Source organism: Streptosporangium carneum (assembly GCF_027922005.1).
Taxonomy (GTDB): domain Bacteria; phylum Actinomycetota; class Actinomycetes; order Streptosporangiales; family Streptosporangiaceae; genus Streptosporangium; species Streptosporangium carneum.
Window position 1 is genome coordinate 337719 of the sequence record NZ_BSEV01000007.1, and the last position, 19110, is coordinate 356828.

13 protein-coding genes are annotated in these 19110 nt (G+C 73.2%); 11 read left to right on the forward strand and 2 right to left on the reverse strand.

Annotation, left to right across the window (positions count from 1 at the left end; genetic code table 11):
• The first annotated feature begins 30 nt into the window (after positions 1 to 30).
• From PKF00_RS18510 to PKF00_RS18560, 11 genes are all read left to right on the forward strand, one after another.
• Entirely contained in the window at positions 31 to 1428 is a 1398-nt protein-coding gene (locus PKF00_RS18510) for a diaminobutyrate--2-oxoglutarate transaminase (RefSeq protein ID WP_271218795.1), read from the forward strand.
• A complete protein-coding gene (locus PKF00_RS18515) occupies positions 1425 to 2954 on the forward strand; it encodes a pyridoxal phosphate-dependent decarboxylase family protein (RefSeq protein ID WP_271218796.1) in 1530 nt (509 codons plus the stop codon). The genes PKF00_RS18510 and PKF00_RS18515 overlap by 4 nt, the downstream gene beginning before the upstream one ends.
• Entirely contained in the window at positions 2951 to 4798 is a 1848-nt protein-coding gene (locus PKF00_RS18520) for an IucA/IucC family protein (protein ID WP_271218797.1), read from the forward strand. The genes PKF00_RS18515 and PKF00_RS18520 overlap by 4 nt, the downstream gene beginning before the upstream one ends.
• Positions 4795 to 6255, forward strand: a complete 1461-nt coding sequence (locus PKF00_RS18525; protein WP_271218798.1) for a lysine N(6)-hydroxylase/L-ornithine N(5)-oxygenase family protein — start codon at positions 4795 to 4797, stop codon at positions 6253 to 6255. The genes PKF00_RS18520 and PKF00_RS18525 overlap by 4 nt, the downstream gene beginning before the upstream one ends.
• Positions 6195 to 7787: an MFS transporter gene (locus PKF00_RS18530; RefSeq protein ID WP_271218799.1), complete on the forward strand. Its 1593-nt coding sequence runs from the start codon at positions 6195 to 6197 to the stop codon at positions 7785 to 7787. Before PKF00_RS18525 ends, PKF00_RS18530 begins: the two co-directional genes overlap by 61 nt.
• A complete protein-coding gene (locus PKF00_RS18535) occupies positions 7784 to 9631 on the forward strand; it encodes an IucA/IucC family protein (RefSeq protein WP_271218800.1) in 1848 nt (615 codons plus the stop codon). Before PKF00_RS18530 ends, PKF00_RS18535 begins: the two co-directional genes overlap by 4 nt.
• Complete coding sequence (locus PKF00_RS18540) at positions 9628 to 11028, forward strand: glutamine synthetase family protein (protein WP_271218801.1); 1401 nt, start codon at positions 9628 to 9630, stop codon at positions 11026 to 11028. Before PKF00_RS18535 ends, PKF00_RS18540 begins: the two co-directional genes overlap by 4 nt.
• Before the next feature lie 145 nt (positions 11029 to 11173).
• A complete protein-coding gene (ybiA, locus tag PKF00_RS18545) occupies positions 11174 to 11761 on the forward strand; it encodes a riboflavin biosynthesis intermediates N-glycosidase (RefSeq protein ID WP_271218818.1) in 588 nt (195 codons plus the stop codon).
• Between the two features lie 144 nt (positions 11762 to 11905).
• A complete protein-coding gene (locus PKF00_RS18550; protein ID WP_271218802.1) occupies positions 11906 to 13450 on the forward strand; it encodes a PucR family transcriptional regulator in 1545 nt (514 codons plus the stop codon).
• A 323-nt stretch (positions 13451 to 13773) separates the two neighbouring features.
• Positions 13774 to 15024 (forward strand): NAD(P)/FAD-dependent oxidoreductase, encoded by a 1251-nt coding sequence (locus PKF00_RS18555; RefSeq protein WP_271218803.1) that lies wholly within the window; start codon positions 13774 to 13776, stop codon positions 15022 to 15024.
• Positions 15025 to 15131: 107 nt separating this feature from the next.
• Positions 15132 to 15311 carry a hypothetical protein gene (locus PKF00_RS18560; protein ID WP_271218804.1) on the forward strand — a complete coding sequence of 60 codons (180 nt, stop codon included), beginning with the start codon at positions 15132 to 15134 and terminating at the stop codon, positions 15309 to 15311.
• 96 nt (positions 15312 to 15407) lie between these two features.
• On the opposite strand, the gene PKF00_RS18565 is transcribed toward PKF00_RS18560, so the two are convergent.
• Together PKF00_RS18565 and PKF00_RS18570 are read right to left on the reverse strand one after the other, a co-directional pair.
• Positions 15408 to 16655, reverse strand: a complete 1248-nt coding sequence (locus PKF00_RS18565; RefSeq protein ID WP_271218805.1) for a cytochrome P450 — start codon at positions 16653 to 16655, stop codon at positions 15408 to 15410.
• Positions 16656 to 17196: 541 nt separating this feature from the next.
• Positions 17197 to 18648, reverse strand: a complete 1452-nt coding sequence (locus tag PKF00_RS18570; RefSeq protein WP_271218806.1) for an APC family permease — start codon at positions 18646 to 18648, stop codon at positions 17197 to 17199.
• Positions 18649 to 19110: the final 462 nt, after the last annotated feature.

Sequence of the window (19110 nt, forward strand, 5' to 3'; positions counted from 1 at the left end):
CGTCCCCCCACGCCACCTGGAGTCCGATCCATGACCGCGCATCCGATCGACCTCGTCGACACCGATGACCCCTCCGTCGAGGCCGAGGCCATCCTGCGGCGGCAGAACGCCCGGGAGTCCTCGGCGCGCACCTACGCCCGCTCGTTCCCGATCGTCCCGGCCCGCGCACAGGGCATGACGATCGAGGGCGCCGACGGCCGCCGCTACCTCGACTGCCTCTCCGGCGCCGGCACCCTCGCCCTCGGCCACAACCACCCCGTCGTCACCGAGGCCGTCCGGCGCACGATCGACAGCGGAGCCCCGCTGCACGTCCTGGACCTGGCCACACCGCAGAAGGACGACTTCACCGAGGCGCTGTTCGCCACCCTGCCCAGCGCGTTCGCCGACCACGCCCGCGTCCACTTCTGCGGGCCCGCGGGGACCGACGCGGTCGAGGCGGCGCTGAAGCTGACCCAGACCGCCACCGGGCGGCGCGGCATGCTGGCCTTCACCGGCGCCTACCACGGCATGACGACGGGCGCGCTGGCCGTCACCGGCAGCGTCGCGGTCAAGGAGCCGGTGGCCGGGATCGCCGCGGACGTGACGCGACTGCCGTACCCCTACGACTACCGCTGCCCGTTCGGCGTCGGCGGGGAGCGGGGCGCGGAGCTGTCGGCGACGTACGTGGAGCGGCTGATCGACGACCCGTCCGGTGGAGTGACGCCCCCGGCCGCGATGATCCTCGAGGTGGTGCAGGGCGAGGGCGGCGTGGTGCCCGCCCCGGACGCCTGGCTGCGCCGGATGCGCCGGATCACCGCCGAGCGCCGGATCCCGCTGATCGTCGACGAGGTGCAGACGGGCGCGGGGCGGACGGGCGCCTTCTGGGCGGTGGAGCACAGCGGGATCGTGCCCGACGTGATGGTGATGTCGAAGGCCATCGGGGGAAGCCTGCCGCTGGCGGTGCTCGTCTACCACGAGGACTACGACGACTGGCTGCCCGGCGCGCACACCGGCACCTTCCGCGGCAACACCCTGGCCATGGCGACCGGGGCCGCGACCCTGCGCCACATCGCCAGGGAGGGCCTGACCGAACGGGCCGCCGTCGTCGGCGCCCTGATGATGGAGCGGCTGTCCCAGGCGCGCGCCGCGCTGCCCGTGATCGGCGACGTCCGGGGCCGCGGCCTGATGATCGGCGTCGAGCTGGTGGACCCCGAGGGCGTCCCCGACTCCCGGGGCGCCCTCCCCCCCGCGCCGCGGCTGGCGGCCGAGGTGCGCGCCGCGTGCCTGGAGCGCGGTCTCATCGTGGAGCTGGGCGGCAGGCACGACTCGACGGTCCGGCTGCTGCCTCCGTTGACCATCACCGACGAGCAGGCCGAGACGGTCCTCGACAGGCTCACCGACGCCCTCGCGGCGGTGACGGCGCCGCGGCTCGCCGGGCGGCCGGCATGATCCCCGCCGTCGACGGCTCCGCCGAGAGCGCCCTGGATCCCGTCGTACCGCAGGAGGCCGACCCGAGGACAGCGCTGTCCGGCGGCGTCGCCGGGGCGGCCGCGCTGGAGCCCGTGCTGCGCGTCGTGCTGGACGCCCTCGCCGCCGGCGCGGCGGAGCGGGGCGGGCCGCTCCCCGCGGGAAGGCCTGCGCAGCTGGCCGCCGGGGTCGCGCGGGCCCTGTCCCAGCCGGGCGGCGACGACGCGCTGCACCGCCTGACCACCCTGCTGGCCTACGGCAGCGCCGACCCCGCCGACCCGTTCTGCGCCGCGCACCTGCACTGTCCGCCGCTGGCCGTGGCCGTCGCCGCCGATCTGGCGGTGTCCGCGCTCAACCCCTCGCAGGACTCCTGGGACCAGGCGCCCGCGGCCACCTCGCTGGAGACGCTGCTGCTGGAGGAGCTGGCGCGGCTGGTGGGGTACCCGGCCGAAGCCGCCGGCGTGCTCACCTCGGGTGGCACCGAGTCCAACCTCATGGGGCTGACCCTGGCCAGGGACCGGGTGATGGGCGAGGCGACCGGGCAGCGGATCGAGACGGGCGGGATACCCCGGAACGCTCCACGCCCGAGGATCTTCGCCTCCGCCGTCGCGCACTTCTCGGTGCAGCGGGCCGCGGCCCTGCTGGGCCTGGGAGAGGACGCGGTCGTGCCCGTCCCCGTCGACGACGGGCTCAGGATGGACGCCGGCGCGCTGGCCCGTGCCCTGGACGAAGCCGCCGGACGCGGTGAGCTCCCCGTCGCCGTGGTGGCCACCGCCGGCACCACCGACACCGGGGCGATCGACCCGCTGCCCGCCTGCGCGGCACTGGCCCGCGAGCACGGCGCCTGGCTGCACGTGGACGCCGCCTACGGGGGCGGCGCGCTGCTGTCGGACCGGCTCGCGCCGCTGGTGGCCGGCATCGAGCTGGCCGACTCGGTCTCCCTGGACTGGCACAAGCTGGGCTGGCAGCCCGCCGCGGCGGGCGTGTTCCTGGTGCGGCGGGCCGAGACGTACGCGTCACTGGCCCGCAGGGCCGCCTACCTCAACCCCGCGGACGACGAGCGGGCCGGCTATCCCAGCTTGCTGGGGCTCTCGCTGCGCACGACGCGCCGCGCCGACGCGTTCAAGATCGCTGTGACGCTGCGGACCCTGGGCCGGAGCGGCCTGGGCCGTCTCGTCGACGCCTGCCACGACCTGGCGCTCGCCGGCGCGGAGGCGGTGCGCGCCCACCCCCGCCTGGAGCTGCACGCCGACCCTGTGCTGACGACCTTCCTGTTCCGTTACATGCCGGCGGACCCCGAGCGGGCGGACCGGGTCAACGCCGGGCTGCGGCGTCGGCTGCTCCGCGAGGGGCGGGCCGTCGTCGGCCGCACCGAGCTGCCCGGCGACGGCCCCGGCCGGGTCCGGCTCAAGCTCACCCTGCTCAACCCGCACACGACTCCCGAACAGGTCGAGCGGCTGATCCACACCGTCGCCGAGGAAGGCGCAGCCGAGGAGGAACTGCCGTGAAGGAGCCGACCGGCGAACGCCGCACCCCCGGAAGCCAGGACGGCGACGCCGCAGGACCGACCGCGCCGGCGGGGCGGGTCCACGGCTCCGACCCGCTCGACCACGCCGATCCGCTGCGGGCGGGAGAGGCGGCGGCGATGGAGGCGCTGCTGCGCGCGTACGTGCGCGACACCGGAACCCGCGTTCCGGCCCCTGGCCGGGAGATGCCGCTCGACCTCACGGCCGGCGGCGTCCGGCTGACCGTCCCGGTGCGGTACAGGTCCGCGACCGGCTGGCACCGCTTCGGCGAGCCGCTCGTCGTCCCGGCGGACGGGCCCGGCGGGCGGCGGCTGCCCGCCGACGCCGCGCTGGTGGCCGCGGCCCTGGTCCGGGAGACCGTCGTGGCGCGACGGCTCCCCTCCCACCTGGCCTCGGACGCCGTCGGACGGGTGCTGAACTCCGCCCGCCGTACCGGAGCGCATCTCGCTCTGCGGCGCGCCGAGGGGCCCGGCGGGCGGGGGCCGACCCCATTCCTCGACGCCGAGCAGGCGCTCCTGCTGGGCCACCCCTTCCACCCCGCCCCCAAAAGCCGCGAGGAGGCCTCGGAGGGCGAGCTCGAGGAGTACTCCCCCGAGACGCGCGGCTCGTTCCGCCTGCACTGGTTCGCCGCGGACCCCGCCGTCGTCGTGGGCGGCAGCGCGGACGGCGTCCCCGTCCCCGAGCTGCTGCGCGGGCTCGCCCGGGGAGTCGTCCTGCCGGACGGGACGGTCCCGGTGCCCGCCCACCCGTGGCAGGCCCGCGAGGTGCTGCGCCGTCCCGAGGTCGCCGCGCTGGTCGAGGCGGGGCTGCTGCGGCCGCTCGGGCCCGCGGGTCCCGCGTGGCACCCCACCTCCTCGGTGCGCACCGTGCACCGCCCGGACGCCGAGGTGATGCTCAAGCTCTCCCTCGGCATGCGGATCACCAACTCCCGGCGCAACAACCTGCGCGGTGAGATGCGTCTCGGCGTCCAGGCCGCCCGGCTGCTGGCCGCGGGCCCCGCGGCCTGGCTGCGGGCCCGGCACCCGGAGTTCCGGATCCTGCGTGACTTCGCCTGGGTCTCGGTGGGCGCGGACGGGCCGGAGACCGGCCTGGAGACCGCGATCCGCGACAACCCCTTCCGGGGCGACGACGGGGAGGGCATGTGCGTGGCCGGTCTGCTGGCCGAGCGCACGGGTCCGGGCGACGGCACCGCGCCGGGGCATCGAGCCCTGCTGTCAGCCGCCGTGGCGCGGGCGAGCCGCGCGCTGGGCGTGTCCACCGGCGAGGCGTCGGCGCGCTGGCTGGCCCGCTATCTCGACGTCCTCGTCGTCCCCCTGATCGCCCTCCGCGCGCGGTACGGCGTGGCCCTGGAGCCCCACCACCAGAACACGCTGGTGGCGCTGGACGGCGACGGCCTGCCGCGGGCGGGCTGGTACCGGGACAGCCAGGGCTACTACGTGGCCGCCTCGCAGGCCGACGGCCTGCGGCGGCTGCTGCCCGATCTGGCCGACGGGCTGGACCTCGTCTTCGACGACGACTTCGTCGACGAGCGGATGGCCTACTACCTCGGCGTCAACAACCTGCTCGGCCTGGTCGGCGCGTTCGGGGCCCTCGGCCTCGCCGACGAGGGCGACCTGCTGCGCGCGCTGCGCGCCGCGCTGGAACGGCTGCGCGCGGCCGAGCCCGGCGCGAAGAACTTCCTCGGTCTGCTGCTCGACTCGCCCGTCCTGCGCTGCAAGGGCAACTACCTGACCTGCGTGGACGGCCTGGACGAGCTGGTCGGCGACGTGCAGACCCAGTCCGTCTACATCGACCTTCCCAACCCCCTCACGGAGGTGGCGCGGTGACCCCGCCCTCGACGTCCCCCGACGAGCGCTCCCCCCATGGCCTGCCCGCCGACGACCAGGCCCCGTACGACCTGGTCGGAGTCGGCATCGGCCCGTTCAACCTCTCCCTGGCCGCGCTCTGCTCCGGCGTGCCCGACCTGCGGGTCCTCTTCCTCGACGCCAGGAGTCGCTTCTCCTGGCATCCGGGCCTGCTGCTGGAAGGGACCGTGCTGCAGGTGCCGTTCCTCGCCGACCTGGTCACCATGGTCGACCCGACGAGCCCCTGGTCGTATCTGAACTATCTGCGGCACCACGACCGGATGTTCCCCTTCTTCTTCTCCGAGCGCTTCCACATCCCACGCCGCGAGTACGACCACTACTGCCGCTGGGCCGCCGAACGGCTGCCCTCCTGCCGCTTCGACGCCGAGGTCACCTCGCTGGAGTGGGACGAGACGGCCCGCGCCTTCGCGGTGACGCACCGCTCCGCGGACGGGACGCTCTCCCGGGTCAGGGCCCGCCAGGTCGTCCTGGGCGTCGGAACCGCTCCCGTCGTCCCCGGACCGCTGCGCCCGCTGCTGACCGAGACGCACGCGGGCCGCGTCCTGCACAGTGCCGACTACCTCGCCCACAGGGCCGGTCTCGCCACCGCCCGTGACGTCACCGTGATCGGCGCGGGGCAGTCGGGCGCGGAGGTCGTGCTCGACCTGCTGCGCCATCGGGACGACGCGGACGGCTCGGGTGAGGGCGGGCCGTACGTGCGCTGGCTGGCCCGCACGCCGGCGTTCGCCCCCATGGAGTACTCCAAGATCGGCCTGGAGCACTTCACCCCCGACTACGTCCGCTACTTCCGCGGGCTCGGCGAGGCGGAGCGCGAGCGGCTCGTGCGCGAGCAGTGGCAGCTCTACAAGGGTGTCAGTCAGGAGACGCTGGGAGACATCCACGACGAGCTGTACGAGAGGACCGTCGGCGGCGCGGCGTCCCCCGCCGCGCTGCACCCGGGGGTCGAGGTCGTCGCCGCGTCCGCCGAGGGCGACGGCTATCTGCTGACCTGCCGCCACCGCCAGCAGGGGACGGTCTTCGAGGTGCGCACCTCGGCGGTGGTCGCGGCCACCGGATACACGGCCTCCCGTCCCGCCTTCCTGGAGCCGCTGGCCGACCTGGTCGACTGGGACGACAGGGGCCGGTACCAGGTCGACGGGGAGTACCGGGTCGCGCTGGACCCCCGCGTCTCGGGCTCGCTGTACGTGCAGAACGCCGAGACGCACACGCACGGCGTCGGCGCGCCCGACCTCACCCTCGGCGCGTGGCGGGCCGCGACGATCCTGAACGCCGCGGTGGGGCGGACGGTGTTCGACGTCCCCTCTCAGGTGGCCTGGACGACCTTCGGAGCGCCCGACGCGCGGGACGGAGAGCGAGCGTGGAGCGCCGGGTCGCCCGGCGGCGTCCTGGGTTCGACCGCGACCGGCTCGCCGCGATGAACGCCTCCGACGCCGGCGGTGCCTCCGTCCCCGGAGCGGGGGCGCGCCGCGCCAAGGCCGTGCTCATCTCGGTGATCGGCCTGCACCTGGTCGCCGAGACCTCGCTGACCCCCTTCCTGCCGCAGCTGTTCCAGCGGCTCTACGGCGTCGAGGACCCGGGCGCGACCGGGATGTACCTGTGGATCTGCCGCGTCGTCGGCCTGGCCGCGCTCCCGCTTTGGGGGCTGGCGGCCCGGCGGTGGCCGCTGCACCGGCTGGTGCTGGCCGGGCTCTGCGGGTCCGCCGTGCTCGACCTGCTGCTCGGCATGGCCCCCAGTTACGCCGCGTACACCGTGCTGTCGACGGCCGTGGTCATGACCAACAGCGCGCTGCTGCTGGCCTATCCGGCGTTCATCGCCGAGCACGACGACGCCCGCGAGGGCGGGGAGCGCGCCCGGCTGGCCGGGATCTGCTCGATCGTGGTGGTCTTCCACCTGTCGACCGTGGTCGCGACGGCGGTCGGCGCGGGGGTGCTCGCGCTGCCGGAACCCCGGCTCGGCATCTCGGCCTTCGCCCTGCTGGACACGGCGCTGGCCGTGCTGACCTTCCGCGTCCTCGGACGGCACACGCCCTCCGGCGACGCCTCGAACGCGCCCGCCGCCTCACCCGGCGACGCCTCCTCGCACACGGCCGCCGCCGACGCGCCGACCGGCCTCCGCGAGCGGGCCGGAGCCGGGGAGCTCCCCCGCGGCGTCGAGGGCCCGGCCGCCCCCGTCGGCGGCTCAGGGGTCGCCGCCTTCTGGCGCGGCCTCAGAGGCGGCCCCCGGTTCGCGGCGCTCGCTCAGGCGGCGCTGATCGGAGTCGCCTTCGACTTCTCGGTCAACGTGGCGCGTCCCTTCTTCACCGAGTTCGCCGACGCTCTCGGCGGCGGGGCCGCCGAGTCCGCGGCGCTGTTCTTCCTGCCCAGCGTCGCCGCGCTGGCCGTGTTGCCTTTCGTGCGCCGCTTCCACGACGTGTTCGGCGACCGGCTGCTGCCGCTGGCACTGGCCGTCGGGGCCGCCGGGCTGGCGTGGCAGGCGCTGTCGGCCTCGCTGCCCGCCCTGGTCTGCGGCAGGCTGCTGTTCGGCGTCGGTCTCGGCGTGGGGCAGGTCGCCGTGGAGCTGCGCGCGTTCCGCGCCACGGGCACGGCGGGCCCGGCGTTCACCGTCGTCGAGACCGTCAGGTCCGCCGGGCTGCTCGCCGCTCCGCTGGCCGCGGCGGCGGCCGTCTCGCACGATCTGGCCCTGCCCGTCGCCGTCGCCGCAATCGTCCAGACGGCCGCGGTCGCCCTGTCCCTGAGGCGCGCGCGGGCCTCCGCGCCGACGCCCGCCGTCGGCCTGGACGTCCCCGCCGTCTCCATGGCGGCACCTCCCCCTGTCATCCCCGTGCCCCCTGTCATCCCCGTGGCGGCACCTCCCCTCGCCGTGTCCGCGGCGGACCTCTCCGCCCCCGCGAAACCCCCTGTCATGTCCCCAGAGCCCCCCGTCATGTCCGCAGAGGAGACGCGCAGATGAACCGACCCGCCCGCGACGCCTGGGCACGAGCCGGGCATCGCCTGCTCGCCAAGGCCGTCGAGGAGTTCGCCTACGAGGAGCTCCTCCTTCCGCGCCCCGACGCCGAAGCCGGCCCGCCCGACGCCTACCGGCTCGACCTGGGAGACGGGGTGAGCTGGACGTTCAGGGCCGCGCGCGGCTCCTTCGGGACCTGGCGCCTCGTGGACGGCACGCTGCGGCGGCACCCCGCCCATGAGGACGGCGACGAGGGGCCGGAGCGGCTGCTGCTCGACGCCCGCGCGCTCCTCGGCTGGGACGGCCCGACCACCGCCGAGGTCCTGCGCGAGCTCACCGCCACCCGGCGGGCCGAGGCGGAGATCCTCTCCCGCATGCCGTCCGCCGCCCGCCTCGCCGACCTGGACCACCTGGACCTGGAAGCCTTCCAGGACGGTCACCCCTGCATGCTGCTCAACAAGGGCAGGCTGGGATTCTCCGCCTCCGACGCCGCCGCGTACACCCCCGAGGCGGCCGGGGCCGTGCGCCTGCTGTGGGCGGCCGTGCACGCCACGCTGGCGGAGTACTCCGGCGTCCCCGGGCTCGACGCCGCGACGCTGCTGGCCGAGGAGCTGGACGGGCCGACGCGCGAGAGGTTCGCGGCCACGCTGAAGGAGGCCTGCGCGGACGGCCCCTGGGACGCCGCCGACTTCGTCTGGCTGCCCGTCCACCCCTTCCACTGGGACGAGGCCGTCGAGCCCCTGTTCGCCCCCTACCTCGCCGACGGGCGGATCGTCCCGCTCGGCGAGGGGCCGGACCGCTACCGCCCGCTGCAGTCGATCCGCACTCTCGCCAACCTGGACCGCCCGTGGCTCCGCAACGTGAAGACGCCGCTTCTCATCCGTAACACGCTGGTGTGGCGCGGCCTGTCGACCGAGCCGACCCGGGCCGCGCCTGACGTGACCGCCTGGCTGCACGCGGTGCGCCGGGCCGACCCCTACCTCAGCGAGGAGCTGCGCTTCCACCCGCTCGGAGAGGTGGCCGCCGTCGCCGTGCGGCATCCGCTCTACGACTCGGTCGGCGACGCCCCCTACCGCTACCACGAGCTGTTCGGCGTAGTGTGGCGGGAGCCGGTGACCGCGCTGCTCGGCGACGGCGAGCGGGCCCGCACCATGGCCTCGCTCCTCACGGTCGGCTCCGACGACCGCGCCCTCGTGGCCGAGCTGGTCGAGCGTTCGGGGCTCGCCCCGCGCGCCTGGCTGGCCCGTCTCCTGTCGGCTCTGCTGCCCGGTCTGCTGCACTGCCTCTATCGGTACGGCGTGGCCTACTGCCCGCACGGCGAGAACACCGTGATCCTCTACGACGCCGCCGACGTCCCCGTCGGAATCGCCCTGAAGGACTTCGCCGAGGACGTCAACCTCCTGCCGGGCAGCCACCCCGAGTACGCCGCCCTGCCGGGGCGCGCCGATGCGGTCCTGCTCCGCTGGCCCGCGGGCGAGCTGGCGCACTCACTGCTCAGCGCCGTCTTCGCCGGGCACTTCCGCTTCTTCGCCCCGCTGGTCGAAGAGCGGCTCGGCGTGCCCGAGGGGGAGTTCTGGGGCATGGTCCGCGCCGAGATCGAGCGCTACCACGCGCGCTTCCCCGAGCTGGCCGACAGGTACGAGGAGTTCGGCCTGCTCGCGCCGGAGTTCGGCCGGGTGGCGCTCAACCGCGAGCAGCTGCTCGGCGGAGCCTTCCACGACCGGGCCGAGCGCGACGAGGGCTTCGACGTCGTCCACGGCGTCGTCGCCAACCCGCTCGCCACGGCGGCTCCCCTCTTCGACGCCGTCCCCGTCGCAGGTCCGCTCCCCGCCTCGGGGGGACGGGCATGACGGGCCTTCGGACAGCGGATGCGACGACGCCGGACCCGCAGGAGCCGCCCGCCTACGAACGGCTGCGCGCCGAGGTCGAGGCCGGACGCGTCGAGGAGGTGATCGTCTGTGTCCCCGACCTTCAGGGCCGTCTGCAGGGCAGCAGGCTGGCGGCGCCGTACTTCCTGGACGAGGCGGCGCGGCAGGGTTTCGCCGCCTGCGTCTACCTGCTCGCCTCCGACGTGGACATGGCCACGGGGCCCGGATACGCGATAGACGCGTGGAACACCGGCTTCGGCGACCTCGTCCTGCGCCCCGACCCGGCCACGCTGCGCCTGCCTCCGTGGGACCCGGGCACCGCGCTCGTCATCGCCGACGCCGAGTGGCCCGGAGGCGAGCCGGTCGGCGTCGCCCCCCGCCAAGTGCTGCGTGCCCAGCTCGACAGGCTGGCCGAGCGGGGGCTCGTCGCGCTCGCCGGGACCGAGCTCGAGTTCCTCGTCTTCCGCGATTCGTACCGGGACGCCTGGGATCGCCGCTACGCCGGTCTGGAGACGGCCACCCACTACGGCGTCGACTACTCCCTGCAGGGGCTGACGGAGATCGAGCCGGTGGTGCGCCGCGTCCGGCGGGAGATGGCACGGGCCGGGCTCGCCATGGAGACCGCCCGGGGCGAGTGCCACGCGGGGCAGTACGAGATCGTCTTCCGTTACGACGAGGCGATGACCACGTGCGACAACCACGCGTTCTTCAAGAACGGGGCCAAGCAGATCGCCGCGCAGGAGGGGGTGGCGCTCACCTTCATGCCCAAGTTCGACGAGGGCGAGGGCAACTCCTGTCATGTCCACCTGTCGTTCCGCGGGGCGGACGGCTCCGCGGTGTTCGCCGACGAGACGGCCGACGACGGGATGTCGGAACTGATGCGCCATTTCGTGGCCGGGCAGCTCGCCTGCATCGCCGACTTCGCCCTCCTGATGGCGCCGAACGTCAACTCGTACAAGAGGTTGCGGCCCGGCGCGTTCGCGCCGACCGGCGTCGCCTGGGGAAGGGACAACCGCACGTGCCCGATCCGGGTGGTCGGCTCGGGCCTGTCGGCACGTGTGGAGCACCGGGTGCCGGGCGGGGACGCCAACCCGTACCTCGCCGTCGCCGCCGTCGTGGCGGCGGGGCTGCACGGCATCGAGAACCGGCTCCCCCTGCCTCCCCCGCACGCCGCCAACGCGCTGGCCGACTCCCGGGTGCCCCGGCTGCCCGCGACGCTGGGCGAGGCGCTGCGCCGCTGGGAGCGGAGCGAGATCGCCGCCAAGGTCTTCGGCGAGGCGGTGGTCGGCCACTACGCCCAGGCCGCGCGGGTGGAGCTGGAGGCGTTCGAGACGGCGGTCACCGACTGGGAGCGCGTGCGGGGCTTCGAACGCCTGTAGCCCCGTGACCGCGCCGTCGCGCCCGGCACCGTGGGCCCCCGCCGTCCGGCCTCCCCGGGGCCGGGCGGGACGGCTGGGAGATCGGTCACATCCGGTCCCGCCGACTGTGACCCGCTGGCCGAAGCGCGGCGGCGCGTGGCACGGTGTGACGGTGTCCGATCTCATCAAGTCGCCCCGTTCGGTCGCCGAGGCCGTCGCCGCCGAGCGCGGCGGCGAGCGGCTGCGCTACCTGTTCTTCTGGGGTCACCGGCCGCCGCGCGACGGCGGGGTCGGCCCCGGCTGCCTCAGCCAGTGGTGGCCGGCGCCCTTCACCGCCGAGGAACGGCTCTTCCCGACGGCCGAGCACTACATGATGGCGCACAAGGCCTGGCTGTTCGGCGACGACCGTACGGCGGAGCGGATCCTCACCGCCGAGCATCCCGGCGAGGCCAAGTCGCTCGGCCGCGAGGTCAGGGACTTCGACGAGGCCGTGTGGGACGAGCACCGCTACGGGATCGTGGTCCGCGGCAACATCGCCAAGTTCGGCGGCCGCCCCGAGCTGGGAGAGTTCCTGCTCGGCACGCGCGCCCGGATCCTGGTCGAGGCCAGCCCCGTCGACCGGATCTGGGGCATCGGCCTGGCCGCCGACGACGAACGCGCCGCCTCCCCCGCCGCCTGGCGGGGCCTCAACCTGCTCGGCTTCGCCCTCATGGACGCCCGCGACGCCCTGGAGACCACGCCGCGAAACCCGTAAAACCCCGGGACGCCGCAGGGCCGAGGGGTCGGGGAGGACGGTGAAGCCTCCGGGGCGCGTCGAGCGGCCCCAGGGAACGGAGGACAATCGTAGGGTGAACTGGAACGATCCTGGCGAAACCCGCAGAGCGGGCGGGCGCGGCGGATGCTGAGACTGGATCGGCTGGTCAACGTGCTCGGCGGTTACGGGGCACGGCTGTGCTGCGCTCCCGCGTCCAGGGACGTCGAACTGCGCAGCGTGGTCGTGCACGACCCGGCCGACACCCGGGCCGCGACCGGTGACGTGTTCCTGTCCGTCGGCGTGGACTCCCCGGCCGAGGCGGTCCGCCTGGCGCGCTCGGCGCGCGCCGTGGCGATGCTGGTGCGCGCGAGCCCGCCGCTCGACGAGGGCGTCCTGGCCGAAGCCCGTGACGGCGGGCTCGCCGTGCTGCTCGTGGAGCCGGAGGTGTCCTGGAGCGAGCTCTCCGGCGTGGTCTACGGCCTGGTGCTCGAAGGACGCGAGACCGAGGCGGGAAGGGGGCCGACGGACCTGTTCGCCTTCGCGGACAAGCTCGCCGCCGAGATCGGCTCCGCGGTGACGATCGAGGACCAGATGTCGCGGGTCCTGGCCTACTCCGGCTCGCAGCAGACCGCCGATCCCGCGCGGCTGGAGACGATTCTCGGCAGACGGGTGCCGGACAGCGTGCGGCGGCTGTTCGAGCGCAAAGGCGTCTTCGCGCACCTGGCGACCTCGGACGAGCCGCTGTTCTTCGCCCCCTCGCCCGCGCACGGCCTCAGAGGCCGGATGGTGGTCGCCGTGCGTGCCGGGCGCGAACTGCTGGGATCCATCTGGGTCGAGTGCGAACGCCCGCTGACGGACGGGCACCGGACCGTCCTGGGTGACGGGGCGCGGGCGGTCGCACTGCACCTGCTGCGCTCCCGGGTCAGCGCGGACCTGGAGCGTCAGGTGGAGTCCGACCTGGTCATCCGGCTGCTCGAGGGAACGGCCGACGCACCCGCCGTGATCAGCAGGCTCGGCCTGCCCCGGGGCCGGTTCCGGGTGATCGCGCTTCAGGCGCACATCGCGGAGGAGAGACACGCCGCGGTCCTGATGGCCTTCGAACGCGCGACCACGGGGTTCGGCTGGTCACGCCCGGGGCGCAGCGCGCTGTTCGGCAACACCCTGTACACCCTGCTGCCCTGCGGCAACGACGTGACGCCCGCCCTCGACTGGCTCAGCGCGATCGTCAGCGTCCTGCCACGGCAGGTCACCGTGCTCGCGGGCATCGGCGGAGCGGCCGAGCCCACCCAGCTCCCCTCAGGCAGGCAGGAGGCCGACGAGAGCCTCGCCCTGCGGGCGGCACGGCCCGGCGACGGTCCCGCCGTCGTCTACGACGAGTCGTGGGACGAGATCCTCCTGCAGCGCCTGCGGGCGGCCGCCTCGGCGGGGCGCGTCCCCGCGCGCGGCCCCGTCGCGGAGCTGACCCGCCACGACGCCGAGCACGGCACCCGTTACATCGCGACGTTGCGCGCGTGGCTGGAGGCCCAGGGGGACCTGGCCGTCGCGGCGGGCCGCCTCGACGTTCACCCGAACACCGTCCGCTATCGGCTCCGGAGAATGGCGGAGATCACCGACCTGGGGCTCGAACTTCCGGAGAAACGACTGGCGATGATCATCGCCCTGGCCGTCAGCCAGGACCTGAGGCCCTGATCCTCCGGCCTCCGCCGGAGCGGACGGCTCCGGCTCCCCCGCCTTCGCGGGGCTGTTTGTAGCGGTCGGCCAAAACCCCCTTTCCCGCTTGTCCAAGACACACAGCCCGTTTCCGGGCCACGGGGGCGATGCTCATGACGGGCACAGGCCTCCAGGGCATGTCGGCCTGTCCGAAACCTGGCGGGAAACCCGCCGGAGGGCATGCCGGCGTCCACCGGGACCCGTGGGAGTCCCGGTGGGGACGTCACGTCCCGGTTGTGTCCGCCGGAGGCCCGCCGGAGGTCGTCACAGAGCTGTCAGCTGTCAGAGCGGAGAAATTGGTCATGGGTGTCGATGGTGGACCGCGCACGGCGGTAGTGATCGGTGCCGGCGTGGTGGGACTGTCCACCGCGTGGTTCCTGCAGGAGCGCGGCGTCGAGGTCACCGTGGTCGACCGCGACGGAGTCGCCGCGGGCGCGTCGTGGGGCAACGCGGGCTGGCTCTCGCCGGGGCTGGCGATCCCGCTGAACGAGCCGGGGATCCTCCGGTACGGCCTGCGCTCCCTGCTCGACCCCGGCGCCCCGCTGCACGTGCCCGCGACCCCCGACGTCAAGCTGCTGTCCTTCCTCACCCGGTTCGCCATGAACTGCACCTGGAAGTCCTGGAGCAGCGCCGTACAGGCCAACCTCGCGTTCAACGAGGAGTGCCTGGAGGCGTTCGACGTGCTGACCGCCAACGGCGTGGAGGCGCCCACCGTCGAAGCCCCGATCACGGCCGCGTTCGAGAACACGCGGCAGGCGGTGGGGCTCCTGCACGAGCTCAGGCGCATCGACGATTCGGGGTTGAAGATCCGCTACACGGCGTTGGACGGCGACGCCCTCCGCGAGCAGGCGCCGCAGCTCTCCTCCCGGGTGAAGGCGGGGATCCGGCTGGACGGGCAGCGTTACGTCGACCCCGGACGGTTCACACGGTCGCTGGCCGACGCGGTCGCCGCCCGGGGAGCCGTCATCCGGTCCGGCTTCCGGGTGACCGGGGTGCACGACGACTCCGGCGCCCTGTCCGTGCGGTCGGGCGCGGGAGACTCCGTCAGGGCGGACGCGGTCGTCCTGGCCACCGGCGCCTGGCTGAACGACCTCGGCGCGGCGTGGGGCGTGCGCGTGCCGGTGCGCGCGGGACGCGGCTACTCCTTCACCGTGCCGACCGATCAGCCGGTCTCCGGTCCCGTCTACCTGCCCGCGGTGCGCGTGGCCTGCACGCCCTACCAGGGCAGACTGCGCGTCGCGGGAACCATGGAGTTCCGCGACGCCGACGCCCCGCTGGACCGGGCGCGCATCGACGCCATCATCGCCTCCGCCAGGCCTCTGCTCACCGGCGTCTCCTGGGACGGACTCACCGACCCCTGGGTCGGCCCGCGCCCCGTCACCCCCGACGGCCGCCCTCTCGTCGGAGCCACCGACGCCCCGGGCAGGTTCGTCGCGGGCGGGCACGGCATGTGGGGGCTCACGCACGGACCGGTCACGGGACGCATGCTCGCCGAGCAGATCACCACGGGAAAGCAGCCCGCCGCGCTGCGGGACTTCGACCCCACCCGCTGACTTCGTCCTCCGGAAACACCTCCGGCTTCCGTTAGATCGCCGCGGAACGGGACAGAGGAGACAGGCCGGGTCGGCGGACCCGGCCGTAGATCACCTGGAGGTTGCGCGTGTTCGCTCAGAGGGCGTGGAAGACCACGATGGCCGCCGCGGCGACGGTGGCGCTCGTCGGCCTGGCAGGAGGATGCGGGGGCGACGGCGACGGCGACGACAGGGACGACAACCCGGGAGTGGTCAACACCACGGGGGCGCCCGACGTGGAGAACGACGGCGACGGGGACGGCGACTGACCGTCGCGAAACGCGGGGAGCCGGGAGCGAGACGTCGCTCCCGGCTCCCCGCGTTTCGGGCGGGCCCCCCTCGCCTCCGGGCGAGGGCGACCGCCTCTAGGCGAGGGTGACCGTGACGGGCAGGTCCTTGATGCCGTTGACGAAGTTCGAGCGGACCCGGCGCGGCTCCCCCGCCAGCCTGATGTCGGAGATGCGGGGCAGCAGCTCCTCGAACATGATCCGCATCTCCAGCCTGGCCAGGGCGTTGCCCAGGCAGAAGTGCGGGCTGCCCTTGCCGAAGGTGATGTGGTCGTTGGCGGGCCGGGTGACGTCGAAACGGTAGGGGTCGTCGAAGACCCGCTCGTCCCGGTTGCCCGAGGCGAACCACATGACGACCTTGTCACCCTCGGCGATCTTCTTGTCGTGCAGCTCGACGGCGCGGGTGGCCGTACGGCGGAAGTGGTAGACCGGGGACGCCCAGCGCAGGAACTCCTCCACCGCGCCCGGCATCAGCGACAGGTCCTGACGGAGCCGCTCCGCCTCGCCCGGGTTGTTGATCAGCGCGAGCATCGTGTGCGAGATCGCGTGCCGCGTGGTCTCGTTGCCCGCGACCACGAGCAGCAGGAAGTAGTTGTCGAAGTCGCGCCCCGAGAGGGGCACCCCGTCCGCGGTCGGCTCGTTGACCAGCTTGCTGACCAGGTCGTTCCCGTCGCCGCCACGACGCTTGCGAGCCAGCTCGCGGCCGTACTCGAACACCTCGAGCGAGGCGGGGCTGCGGAACGGGAGGTCGCGGTACTGCTCGCTCTCCGCGCTGTGCAGCAGCACGTCGGCGTAGTCGGGGTCGGTGTTGCCGATGATCCGGTTGCCCCAGTCGATCAGCTGCTGGGTGTCGTCCTGGGGGACGTCCAGCATCTTGGCGAGCACGTTGATCGGGAAGTCGGCGGAGACCTCCTTCACGAAGTCGAAGGTCCCCTTGGCCAGTGCTGCGTCCAGGGTCCTGGCCGTGAGACCGCGCAGGAAGACCTCGTAGCCCGCGATCGCGCGGGGGGTGAACTGGCGCTGCAGGATGCGGCGGAGCACGCTGTGCCGGGGGCCGTCGGTCTCCAGCAGGGAGCGGCGGATGGTGGCCTGGCGGTCGTCCACCTCCTCGAGGTTGGTGAACTTGGTGGAGGTGAAGGTCTCCGGGTCGCGGTCCACGGCCACGATGTCGGCGTGCCTGGTGACCGACCAGAAACCGCTGCCGTGCTCGCCCTCGTCCTGCCAGTGCACCGGGGCCTCGGCCCTGAGCACGTCGAACATGCGCCACGGGGTGTCGCCGTCAAGGAACTTGTCGTTGTCGGCCAGGTCGACGTCTTCCAGGCGCATGAATCCTCCAGGTGATGCGTGGGATGAACTAGCAGGTGATCTCGGGAAGAGGTACATCTCGGGAGAGCTACAGCTGGTAGGCGTACTCGCGGAACTCCCAGTCGGTGACGGTCCGGGAGAAACGCTGCACCGCCGCGCTCGGTGCCGATCAGGTCGGGGTAGCCGACCCGGACGACGTCGATGCCCTGTTCCCTCAGGCGCTCGACGGTCCGCTCGACGGACTCCGCGCTCACTGGGCCTCCCTGGTACGTCCGGACAACTCGTTTGGGTGCAAACCATATGTCCGGAACACACCCGGAACAAGTCTCCACCGGAGCGAAACAATTGATCTTCGCTGCGAAACCTCGCAGCTCAGGGCATATCGTAAGGATCCAAACAAGTAAAGGTTCACCTGTTCGGCACAGACGGGCCCGAGCCGTTCACCGCCGAGGAGCCTGCCGCACCCGACGCGGAGAAGCGGGCCCGTCCGGCGACCGTACGGGCCCCACCGCGCGCGGCCCCCCGCGCGGGACGGCTCGGCCGCGCACGACGGATCAGTCGATCAGTCCCGGGGCGGCGCGCCCTGCCCGATCCGGGCGTACGCCGCCGGGTCCGCGGACTTCAGATAGGCGCCGTAGCCGAGGCCCACGACGCCGACCAGCACCACCACGGCCGGGAGCGCCCAGTTGAGCGCGGAGTCCGGCGGGGTGCCGAGCAGCGCGGAGAAGTTGGTGAACGCGACGTACAGGACGGCCAGCAGCGCGAGACCGGACAGCACCGGGGCGACCACCCGGCTCCAGGTGCTCTCCCCTCGCCTCTCACGGCGGAAGAAGCCGACGACCGCGACCGAGGTGGCCACCAGCAGCAGGATCACGCCCAGCGCGCCCAGGTTGGTGAACCAGTTGAACAGCGTGCCCATCGGGTCCCCGCCGAACAGCCCGAACCCGAGCACGACGACCACCGCGAAGACGGTCTGGCTGATCGATCCCACGTACGGCGAGCCGTGCCGGGGGTGCGAGAGACCCAGCTTCGGGGGCAGCACGCCCTCGCGGCCGAGCGCGAAGAAGTAACGGGCCACCGCGTTGTGGAAGGAGAGCGTGGCGGCGAACACCGCCGTGATCAGGAAGACCTGGCCGATGGTGGAGAAGGCCGATCCCAGGGTCCGCTCGCCGAGCACGAAGACCAGCTCGGGACCGTGCTCACGGGAGGCGGCGATGACGTTGTCGACCCCCGCGCCCATCGCGGTCGCCCAGGCGGTGAAGGCGTAGAAGACGCCGATCACGGCGACGGCGATGTAGGTGGCCCGGCTGACGGTCCTGCGCGGGTCCCTGCACTCCTCGCTGTAGATCGCTCCGGACTCGAAGCCCATGAAGGCCGCCATCGTCCACAGGAAGGCGGCTCCCACCGCGCCCGTGGTCAGCGCGCTCCAGCTGAACGGCTCCAGCGACAGCCCCTGCGGGGCGGAGGCGACCTGCGAGACGTCGAACACCAGGACGAGCAGGCCCTCGCACACCAGCAGCACGGCCAGCACCCTGGCGTTGAGGTCGATTCGCCGGTAGCCGAGGAAGGCGATGATCACGAGGAAGACCAGCGAGACCGTCCACCAGGGCAGATCCACGCCCAGCGCGCCGGACAGGAAGCCCGCGGTGCTGAAGCCGAGCAGACCGTACAGGCCGACCTGCATGGCGTTGTAGGCCACCAGCGCGACGAACGCGGCGCCGACGCCGGGGACACGCCCCAGGCCATGCGTGATGTAGGCGTAGAACGCGCCCGCGTTGGAGATGTGGCGGCTCATCGCCGCGTATCCCGCGGAGAAAAGAGCCAGGACCGCGGCCAGGATGAGGAACATCATCGGTACGCCGAGAACACCGGTGGTGGCGAAGTTCTGCGGGGTGCCGCCCGCGGCCACGGTGAGCGGGGAGGACGCGGCGACCACGAAGAACACGATGTCCGGCACACCGATGCGCCGGCGTGACAGCGTGGCCGGGGCGGCTGCCGTTTCATTGACGGTCATGGCAACCTTCCATTGGGACGGAATGGAAGCACGGGACAGACTGGAAGCATGTTTCGTTCGTACCCGTACGACCTGCGTGGCGGGGATCGTATGTGCACAAACAAAGATGACGCAAGAGCCTGTTGTCGCAGGTCCGCGTCCGTAAGAGATTTGTGACGCCCGACGTCGGGCGTCAAACATGGACACTGAGGAAACCTGCGCGTCCGCGCACTCCTCACTGACATCCCGGACCCCTCAGGTTCTTTGTTTGGCTCCGAACGATACAGTGACGTCGCAGGCCACGTCTTGACCGCGCCCCAAATGGACTCTAATTTGTTTGGAGTCAAACGATTAGGAGAAGCGGATGGCCACTGTCGCCGGCATCACCGTCAACGGCGATCACTGGATCGGCGGCGAGCGGGTCAGCTCGCCCACCACGTTCGACGACCACTCCCCCATCGACGGGGCGCTCATCGCCCAGAT